We start from the raw sequence: 9797 nt of genomic DNA, 5'->3' as shown, positions 1-9797 counted from the left end.
GCCCCCAGCATCTCGACCTTGCCAGGGCCGAAAACAATGCGCGTGCGCGGTTGGAAATCGAAGGAGAGCATAGGGAAAACTAGGTAGTCGGCCGTTGGATATCGGAAGAGATTTAACCGCGAAATACGCGAAGCACGCGAAAGGGGGAACGCAACAAAGGTTGTCCACGGAATACGCGGAAGGACACGGAAAAGGAGAGGCCAACTTGAATTCTTCCGTGTCTTTCCGTTTGTTCCGTGGACGAATTTCTATTCTTTCTTACCTTTCTTGTTCTCTCCCCTTTTCGTGTGTTTCGCGTGTTTCGCGGTTAAATCCTCGCGACTTAGTTAGTTCGTTGAAGACGCTCCGGCATCACCTGGTAAGCTCGTGCGCGGTACAGGAATTCCACGATGTTCCCTTCGTGCGGTTGCATCCAATCGAGCTTCGTCGTCGGGATCGGGCCGATGTTCAAGCGGTCGATGTGAACCGCGTCGGTCAAAGCCCGTTCGAACTTCGGATCGTTCGTGATCGCCGTGCAGATCAACGTCGGGCCGATGGTGTCGATCATCTTCTCTTGCGGGCATTGCACGACGGACGCGAACGGGAACATGTATTCCTTGTTGGCGATCGCGGCCGATGGACTCTCGCAGTGGACGATCGTCGGGCGCAGGTAGGCACAGCGCTCCATCTCCACCAGCCGCGGGCCGAACTTCTCGGTCATATGCTCGACGCCATTGTCTTTGAAGTCCGCCTCGATCATCTTCCACACCGCTTGTGGAACTCCGGGCACTGTGAACGCGGCCAGGGCCGACGTCGGATCTTCCGGCGGCTTCACTTCCGTCGGGCCGATCCGTTCCGCGATCGCGGCGGCGATCTTCTTCGTGTGCCGCGACGCCCAGACGCCCGACGCGTTGATGCAACCGCGACCGGAGTTCAGGAAGATGCTGTCAACCATCACGTCCAAGTATTTTTCCCAATCGTCGACGCAATCGTCGCCCAGCAGAATCTTGCTGAAGCCCGGCCCGTGCGCTTGCACACGGGGATCGCCCTTATATTTTTCGATCGTCTGGCTGCCGCCGAAGATCATGCTCCGCGCACAGGTGGAAAGCACCGTCGCGCCAACATCGTGCCCGCCGGGATAAATGGAGATCGCCTCGCGCGGGATGCCGGCCGCGTAGAACGCCTCGGTCATGCGATACGGCGTCCACAACTCTTGCGAGCCAGGCTTCATCACCAGGCCGATCTGCATGGGAATGACCGGCAACCACAGCGTATGCACGCCGGGCGAATTCGACGGCAATACCAATCCAATCACCGGCGACTGCGCTTGGTAGCTCACCACGACGCCGCGATTCTCCACGCCCCAGCCGCGCGTGAGCACGGTGAGATCGAGCCCGCGCGTGAGTGCGTCGAGCATCTGGCCCATATTCGACAGCACGAAGTGATTCTTCTGCATGTTGAACCGGCACATATGTTCCGGCAGCCCGGTCGAGGCTGACTGCGCGCGGGCGAACTCCTCAGGAGTCTGCGTGCCGTCCCCCATGGCGAGCGTGCCGTGCGCATAGAGATCGGCCGCCTGCTTCATCATTTCGGCGAGTTGCGCGCCCGAGAACTCGCGCAACACGTCGCGCGCCCGCTGCGCGAAGCGCATATCGCGCTGCAACAAACCGCCGTTCGCCTGCCCCACCTCGGCCATCGCCTCGCCAGAGACGAAATGCACAACCTGATCGTTCTCCAACGACAGATAAGGCTTGCCCCAACGCAGGACAGGAATTTTCAGCACAGACGGATGCTCCGTAGTTTGAAGTTTTCAGTGTTCAGTTTTCAGTTTGTGTTCCGGTCAGCTCTTCACTGAAAACTGAACACTGAAAACTTCAAACTGGCGATCAATAAACCCCGACGGTCGTCGCTTCCGCCAGTTCGTGGAACGGACGGACGCCACTGACGCCGTCCCAGGGGTATTTTTCGTAGGGCAGTTCACGCTCGCCTTCGTCGCGCTCCATGAAGCCGGGGACGAAGAATTCCTTGGTCAACGTGGTCAACTTCACGCGGCCGGTGCCGCCGTAGGGGACGATCTCGTCGTAGTTCTCGAACGTCACCACTTCGCTCACCGCGCGGGGTTGCGGGGCGTAGTAGCTGATCTTGTAACCATCGTCGGGGGTCACAGGTTTCGAGCAGGCCAGGCCCATCAGCGTGTTGCCATAGGTGGGGGTCATGTAAACCCCCTCGATCAACTCCTCCATGGCGAACCGCGTCCACTGCGGCGTGAACTCGGTGCCGCCGGAGAAGATGCCAGTGATCCCGCACTCTTTGATCGTCTTCCCCTGCTTCTCCAGGGCCGTCGCCAGCGATTCGAGCAGCTTCGGCGTGGTGAACATGCACTTGATGTCGTGCCCGGCGCCCAGGATCGTGATCGCCTGGTCGATGACGTGCTGTTTGTACGCTTCGAGGTGCTCCATACAGCCCTTCTTGATGAGCTTAATCACCCAGCGCGGATCGAGATCGACGCAAAAGCAGATGCCGCCGCGAAATTGCGCCAGGTGCTCGACGGCCAGCCGCAACCGCCGCGGCCCGGAGGGACCCAACATCAGCCAGTTCGAACCTCTGGGGAAATACTCATCCGGCAATGTCTCGCTAAACAGCGAATAATCGGTTCGGAAATCGTTAATCGCAATCCGGCTCTTGGGCACTCCGGTCGTGCCGCCGGTTTCAAAGACGTAAACAGGGTCTTTCTCGAAGGCCTTCGGCACCCAACGCCGCACAGGGCCGCCCCGCAGCCACTCGTCTTTGAACGGCTCGAACTTCTTCAGGTCGTCGTAGTTCTTGACCTCTTGCAGCGGATCGAACTTCAGCCCCTGGGCGTACTCCAGCCAAAACGGACACCCGGTCGAGGGGTGGAAGTGCCACTGGACGGTCTCGTAAGTATGGGCGTCGAGCTTCTCGCGAGCCGCCTTCGCTTTGGCAGCCAACTCGGGGGAAACAGCCTGGGACGAAACGCTCATCGCGGCTCCTTAGGAAGGGGCGGGACCGGCACCGGCGGGGAGAATCGGCGCCCATCTCGTTAGCGCACGATCCATCTAGAAAATACCCGACCGGCCACCCCCGGGCAACCTTCGGGAAGCCACAATGGCTATTGAGAGCGACGTTCCGGCTTGGCGCAGAACCGCTGGTGAAGTTCGATGAAATGGGCCAGGTCGCCGTGATCGGCCGCCTTTAACGCCAGGAGATACTCCTCGCGCACGACACTCGTCGCCCCGACAGTTTGTTCCGGCCACTCGATTAGCGGCTGTCGATTCCTCCGCAGCCAAATGTTCGCCAGCAAACGGGCCCAGCGCCCGTTTCCATTCTCAAACGGATGGATCTTCACTGCGCGATGATGCAGGCGGGCCGACTGTTCGACAAAAGTTATGCCCAGTCCAGGCCAGGCGTGCAAATCTTCGAGCAAACCCTGGAGTTCGCCTCTGACCAGGAAGTGGGAAGCGCCAAGATTCAAATCGCGCGATCGTATCTTGCCGGCCCAATCCCAGACATCGCCGAACATTTGCTGATGCAATCGCAGGATCCAATCAAACTCAAACGGGGCGGAGCGCTTCGAAACACGCCCAGCCAGATACTTTACGATGGCCTTACGGATATTTCCGGCCTCGACTGCACTCAATTCGCGTCGATTCGTGACTCCCGCGATGCGCAGGCCGGATATGTCGATCAGGGTTTCGCCCTCGATCGGCGTCCCGAAGCTCATTCCTCGCTCCAAAGGCGACGCGGCGAGCCGGCCAACAGTTCGTGAACGGTTTGTTGCTTGAGCGCTTCGAGTTCCTTCGTTTCGATGCCTTGTGACTCCAATGCCATGGAACCCTGCACCAGGCGAATTAAGCGTTCCGCCTTAGCTAGCGCTGCCTGTGCTCGGAACGCCGCCGGATCAAGCGGCGCGATCACCTCGATTTCAGCGCCCAATTGAACTTTGAGCCCGAGAGTGTTAGCAATCGCCTGCACCACCTGAACACTTGGCCGCGGCTCTTTGCCGGCCAGAAACCGATTCACGGTCGGTAATGACATGCCGGACCGACGCGCCAGGTCCGCCTTGGACAGGCCAATTTGGGCGCGCCGCCGGTCAAATCCGTCGATCCAGTATGTATCATTTTCGATATGAATCATGATTTATATCATATCGTATTTGATAGGAAAGTCAATGAAACTGTTTCGCAGCACGGCCAGCCGCTAGCGCTGGACCGGATAAACCTCGCCCCTGCTCGAAGACACTCCCTTCAGGGGGGTGGTAAGCCGACCCTCGTCGACCAGCAGCTCAAACAGTTCCGGCGTCACCCTGGCGTCGAATCCGTAGTTCCCCGGCGCGCGATAGCGGGCAATTTCGTCCCAATCGACGTACACGAGATCGAGACCGTGTTCGGCGACCAGTTTGTCGAAGGCAGCCAGCGTCTCCTCCGTGGACGCACCTAAGTCGCCGACGTGGTAGCGTTCCAGCCAACTGGGATCGAAGGTGGTGTTGTAGAGTACCGGCTGCTCGAAATCGAAGACGGCCGCTTCGCCGATCGACAGCACCTTTCCGCCGCGACGATTCAGCTCCAGGATCCACGGATCGACCCGTACTGGCGAGTTGCGCAATTCCGCTAACGGTGCGAAGTAAGGGTTGTACGCGATTAATGGCGACGCGACCACGATCAGGCTCCAGAGCAGTCCGACGCCCAGCAGGACCATCACAACTCGCCGTAAGAGCAACTCGGAGATGCGAGCTGCGCCATATCCAGCCAGGAGCGCTAGCGGCGGCGCAGCAGGGAGCCAGAAGCGGTCGATGCGGTGCGTGAACAGCCACCAACAGGCGAAGATGAAGGCGACGAAGCCGGCCATCGCCCACCACTGCGTACGATGTTCGTCGAGCGCCGCTTGCGTTGCAGCGCCGCGACGTCGATCCATCACGAAGTACGCCGCGGCCAGTGTCGCCAACGGCCAAATCATCGGACCAAGCCAAGGACTGTCAAGCAATACTCGCTTAACTGCTTCGAACAACTCCAGCGGACCAAACCCATGTGGTCGATGGGCCTCGCGCCATTGCGCGGCGTTCTTCGGAGTCCGCGTCGCGCCATCGAACACGGAATAAAACAGCGGGTAAGTGGGGTTCCCCGTGAGCACCCAGTTCTTGGCCAACCAGGGACCGCAAGCAGATAGCGCGCACAACGCCGCGAACAAGACGCGACGGCATACGACGAACGCACCGTGCGCTCGGGCCGACCAACCTACCCAGGCCACGACCGGGGCGACCACGAAGAGCAGCGCCGGATATTTGCACGCGGCCGCGGAACCGGCGAAGTAGCCGGCCAGGCCGTCCAGGAGAAACTGTTGCCAGGGTGGGATCTCCGCCGTGCGATCGATGCAAATCGCTAACAAGGTCAACGCCACGAAATGCGCGACGGCGCCTTCGATCAGCCCCAGCATGGAAACTTGGAGCAGCCAAGGAAACGAAACATACAACAGCGCCGCCACGATGCCGGCGGTTCGCGAGCCAAGCCGTGTGCCGATCGCGAGCAAAGCTAACGCCGTGAGTGGCAACAACGAGGCAATCACCGTTTTGCCGACGAGTGCGCCGCGCCACCAGTCCTGCTTGATGACCATTGCCGCCAGCGCCCACATCTCCGCCCCGAGGGGCATATTGGCATAGACGTTGTGCGGCAGGAACTCGATGCGGCCGTTTTGATAGAACTCCTTGGGCGCTTGGAGGTGATATTCCCGCACGTCGAACTCGATGGGGGGCAACATGCCGCCGAGCATCACCAGCAACACGAACGGCGCGGCCAGCCACAGCCAATGCAAAGAGAGCCAATCGGAGCCAGAAACGCGAGTAAATCTCGGCGATGGGTTCGATCGCTTTCGCCAGTCGAGATACCAAAGCATGGCCCCAATCAAGCCCGCGATGCAGGAGGGGATTATCACCGGCCTGCGCAAGTCGCCCTTTAGGCCGAGAGCCAGCATTAAAACGGAAAGAAAGCTTAGCCCCACTCCGTCGGTCAACAAAAGCCGTTCCAGCAACCGTAGCGGCACACAGCGCTGCGGCAAGTATTGCATGAACGGCCAGCCCAACAACAGCGCACACGTATGAATGAGCAACGCGCCGGCCAGAATCGGCACGCGATCGCGAATTTCCCAGTCGCCGTTTTCGCCAAACCAGTTCGCGGCCAGCTCGTCTGGAATCAAGACGAACTGCCACAACGAACCGCGCGTCATCTCCGGCGCAGTGGGCAAGCCCAACGATCCGCGAAAGAACGCGATCAGATACGCGACGAAGCACACGCCGACGACAATCGACCAAGTGCTCCACGTTGAAGCATGCGGCGCAGTTGCCTCGACTATTGCAGGTTGACCGCGCTCTTTACGTGACCGAGATTTCACGCCGTCACCTTCAAACTCTTTCGCGTTTTCGCCATTTCGCGCTTTCGCGATGAAACCAAGAATACCTCTATTTCATCGCGAAAGCGCGAAATGGCGAAAACGCGAATGGGGAGACACGAGTCGCGCATGCGAGATTTGGCGTGGACTACGGCAACGTCGCGTCCAGCACCGTCGCTTCGCCAACAGGCGTGATCTTCACCGCGCCGCAGGCGGCTGGCAAGATCGCTGTGCCGCCGAATGGGACTGGTTTGCCGGTCGGATCGCCGTCGAGGAGCGCGGAACCCCCGACCACCGCCAGGATATGACAGCGGTCGTCGCCGCCGATCGTGATTGGCGCCGTGAACTGCCAACGGTTCAGGACGAACTTATCGCAGGCGGCCAGTTGCACGCATTCTGGCTGGTTCGTCGCGCTGGGTACGCGGGCTTCGCCGGGTCCCAGCCGATCATCGACCGCCTCCAATCCCAGGTCCAAATGCAGTTGCCGTGGCTTTCCGTCCGGACCCACGCGGTTCCAATCGAAGAGGCGATAGGTGGTGTCGCTCGATTGCTGAATCTCCGCCACGAGCAACCCGGCGCCAATCGCGTGGATCAGCCCGGCCGGCAGCAGGACGCAGTCTCCCGAAGTCGGCTCGAAGCGATGCAAGCACATCTCCGCGGTGCCGCGGTGCAGCTCGCGCGCCAGCGTGTCGCGATCGAAGCCCCGTTTCAGCCCGGCGAAGATCAAGCTGTCCGGCTGGGCGTCGATCACGTACCAGGCCTCGGTCTTGCCGTAATCCGGCGGAGTCAATTTCGCTGCCCGGGCGTCATCCGGATGCACCTGGACGCTGAGCGTTTGCTGAGCGTCGAGAAACTTGAACAGCAGCGGAAATCGCGACTGCGGATGATGTTTGCCGAGCAGTTCGCCGCCGCGCTTTGTGACCAGGTCGTGCAGCGTCGCCCCTTCCAGCGAGCCGGCGACGACGACGCTTTGGTCCTCGCCATGATCGACGATTTCCCAGCTCTCGGCGTAGTCGGCCTCGGGGCCGATCGCCTTGCCGAGGACTTCCCCCAGCCGGCGGCCGCCCCAGAGATAGCGACGGAAAATGGGCTTAAACCTCAACGGATACAGCGGTTGTGTCGTGCTCATCGTTCATTGTGACCCTGTCAGGTGGCTGGTATCATCGATGGAACGCGCGACCGCCGTGGGCAGGTTATCATGGAGCATCGGCGTCGCCGCGAACAGGCGTCGCCGGCGAAACCGCCCGACGCCCAACACGGCAGGGCTCGAATAACGCTGCCCGCTGTCCTCCCGATGCATTCACTCCCGCCATGCTGAAGCTGCCCAAGGAAGATCTTTTCCAAGACACGACGATGACCTTCGGGGAGCACCTCGATGAGCTTCGCCGTTGCCTGATGCGCGCCGTGCTGGGGCTGTTGATCGGCTTCGGTATCGGCCTCTACTTCGGCAAGGACGTCGTCCGCGTGCTGCAAGCGCCGCTGCAAGGTGCGCTGGAAACGTACTACGCCGAGGAAGCCCTCGATGATCTGCAAGACATGCTCCGCGAGCGCGACATGTCCGAGTCGGAAATCGCCTGGACGCAGGACCACCTCCAGGACATCATCATCCAGGACGAAATGCTGTTCGATTTCGTCTTCGTCAGTCCGGAGAACCTCACCAATCTGACGCCCGGCGGCGAAAAGCTCACTGAACAACAATTGCTGCGGTACGGACGACCGCAGCAACAATACAAAACCGTCGCAGCGCTTGCCGCCGAGTTACAGGAGATCTACGCCGATCCGCTTAACGGCGAAGCGCTGAAATTGCCGCCGGCAAGTCAGCAGTTCGAAAACGCCGATGCAATGTTGGTGGAGTTGAAACGGCTCAACCCGACGTTGCCGAAGGACGTTCAAGTTCCCCTAGTCACGCTGCGTTTGGCGCAACTCACGCCGATGCTGTTCTGGCATCCCATGAGCAAGGACCAACGCCTGCGGCTGAAATCTTTCGGCACGCAGGAATCGTTCATGATCTACATCAAGGCCTCCTTCGTGCTGGGAGCGGTGCTGGGCAGCCCTTGGATTTTCTACCAACTCTGGCTGTTCGTGGCCTCGGGGCTGTATCCGCACGAGAAGCGGTACGTCTATTGGTATGGCCCCATGAGCCTGGGGCTGTTCCTGTTTGGCGCGCTATTCGCCTTCTTCGCCGTCTTCGAGCCGGTGCTGTATTTCCTGCTGACTTACAACCGCGACATGGGCATCGATCCCGACCCGCGGATCACCGAGTGGTTGAACTTCGTGATCATTTTGCCGTTGGCCTTTGGCGTCAGCTTTCAGTTGCCGATGGTGATGTTGTTCCTGGAACGCATCGGCATTTTCACGATGCAGCAGTACCTGGCCAAGTGGCGGATCGCAGTGCTGGTGATCTTCGTCGTCTCGGCGATTCTCACGCCGGCGGACCCCTACACGATCTTCTTCATGGCCCTGCCGCTCACGGTGCTGTATTTCCTGGCCATCGGCCTCTGCAAGTACTTCCCGCGAAACAAGAGCCCCTTCGAAGAAGCCGCGGCGTAGCAAAGACGCGCGTCGCGTTGAGGCATGGTCGAAAGCGCGTTGTGGCCGAGTTTCGCCCAGCGCGTTGTGGCACGGTCTCCCGACCGTGCCACAACGGCGCGATACAGATTTGCCAGCGGGCGCGTTACGCTTCCTGCAGCGGGGCGCTTTCAAACGCGGCGATTTCTTCCAGCAGCCGCCGGCGGAGCAATTGAATTTGCTCTTCGTCTTCGATGCGATTGCCGCCGGCGTCCGTGACGTAGAACACGTCGACGACCTGGTCGAGATACGTGCCGATCTTGGCGACCCAGACGGAAACGCCAGCTTCGAACAGCGTCCGCGTAATCGTGTACAAGAGGCCTGTGCGATCGGCGGCGAAAACGTCGACGATCGTGTGGCGGTCCGAAGTGCTGTTATCGATGCGAACCTGCGTCGGCAGCCGCGGGATCAAATCCGGATCGGCCTCCGTGCGCCACACGCGACGGAACTTCGGTTGATCCAATTTGTTCGTGAGCGACTGCCGCAGGGCTTTGCAGACGTCGTCGATGCGATCGGTCGGCGGTTCGCCCTGGTAATCGAGGTCCAGCACGTAGAACCGGTCGAAGACCAGGCCGTCGGCCAGCGTATTGATTTCGGCCGCGAGGATTTCGGTCCCCTGGCTGGAGAGCGCGCCCGTCAGTCGATGAAAAATGCCGGGCGCCGTCGCCTCGTTGGTGCTGACGGTATATTCGACCGCGCCGCGATCCGCCAGATATCGGCCCCGGGCGATCACGCCGTGCTTGGCGACGGTGCCCAGCTCGCGCAGCGCTGCCGCAACTTCGTCCGCGCTGCCGGCGAGCAAATAGCGCTTGGGCAACGCCTCCAATTGCCGCTCGTACCAACCCGGTTGC

General features: G+C 60.5%; 8 protein-coding genes. 1 reads left to right on the top strand and 7 read right to left on the bottom strand.

Annotated features, from left to right (window positions below):
- Positions 1-322: 322 nt before the first annotated feature.
- From SGJ19_26255 to SGJ19_26230, 6 genes are all read right to left on the bottom strand, one after another.
- On the bottom strand, positions 323-1762 hold the full coding sequence (locus SGJ19_26255) for an aldehyde dehydrogenase family protein (GenBank protein ID MDZ4783766.1): 1440 nt from the start codon (positions 1760-1762) through the stop codon (positions 323-325).
- 103 nt (positions 1763-1865) lie between these two features.
- Positions 1866-2981, bottom strand: a complete 1116-nt coding sequence (locus SGJ19_26250; GenBank protein MDZ4783765.1) for a hypothetical protein — start codon at positions 2979-2981, stop codon at positions 1866-1868.
- A 128-nt stretch (positions 2982-3109) separates the two neighbouring features.
- Entirely contained in the window at positions 3110-3721 is a 612-nt protein-coding gene (locus SGJ19_26245; GenBank protein ID MDZ4783764.1) for a mobile mystery protein B, read from the bottom strand.
- Positions 3718-4134 (bottom strand): helix-turn-helix domain-containing protein, encoded by a 417-nt coding sequence (locus SGJ19_26240; protein ID MDZ4783763.1) that lies wholly within the window; start codon positions 4132-4134, stop codon positions 3718-3720. The genes SGJ19_26245 and SGJ19_26240 overlap by 4 nt, the downstream gene beginning before the upstream one ends.
- A gap of 63 nt (positions 4135-4197) precedes the next feature.
- The gene (locus SGJ19_26235) at positions 4198-6381 is read right to left on the bottom strand and encodes a hypothetical protein (protein ID MDZ4783762.1); all 2184 of its coding nucleotides are present in this window, start codon (positions 6379-6381) and stop codon (positions 4198-4200) included.
- Between the two features lie 145 nt (positions 6382-6526).
- A complete protein-coding gene (locus tag SGJ19_26230; protein MDZ4783761.1) occupies positions 6527-7507 on the bottom strand; it encodes a type I phosphomannose isomerase catalytic subunit in 981 nt (326 codons plus the stop codon).
- A 182-nt stretch (positions 7508-7689) separates the two neighbouring features.
- Here SGJ19_26230 and tatC point away from each other — a divergent pair, with 182 nt between their 5' ends.
- Entirely contained in the window at positions 7690-8928 is a 1239-nt protein-coding gene (tatC, locus tag SGJ19_26225; protein MDZ4783760.1) for a twin-arginine translocase subunit TatC, read from the top strand.
- A gap of 124 nt (positions 8929-9052) precedes the next feature.
- Here tatC and SGJ19_26220 read toward each other — a convergent pair.
- Positions 9053-9797: [protein-PII] uridylyltransferase (locus tag SGJ19_26220; protein ID MDZ4783759.1), on the bottom strand; the 745-nt coding region annotated here is incomplete at its 5' end.

This window comes from Planctomycetia bacterium (assembly GCA_034440135.1).
In the GTDB taxonomy this organism is placed as follows: Bacteria; Planctomycetota; Planctomycetia; order Pirellulales; family JALHLM01; genus JALHLM01.
This window is presented reverse-complemented; position numbering and strand designations above follow the sequence as displayed.

What these genes read in the sequence shown, in the direction of transcription:
- SGJ19_26250 (MDZ4783765.1), bottom strand. Translation starts at nt 2,981, where the DNA reads ATGAGCGTTTCGTCCCAGGCTGTTTCCCCCGAGTTGGCTGCCAAAGCG.
- SGJ19_26245 (MDZ4783764.1), bottom strand. Translation starts at nt 3,721, where the DNA reads ATGAGCTTCGGGACGCCGATCGAGGGCGAAACCCTGATCGACATATCC.
- SGJ19_26240 (MDZ4783763.1), bottom strand. Translation starts at nt 4,134, where the DNA reads ATGATTCATATCGAAAATGATACATACTGGATCGACGGATTTGACCGG.
- SGJ19_26230 (MDZ4783761.1), bottom strand. Translation starts at nt 7,507, where the DNA reads ATGAGCACGACACAACCGCTGTATCCGTTGAGGTTTAAGCCCATTTTC.
- tatC (MDZ4783760.1), top strand. Translation starts at nt 7,690, where the DNA reads ATGCTGAAGCTGCCCAAGGAAGATCTTTTCCAAGACACGACGATGACC.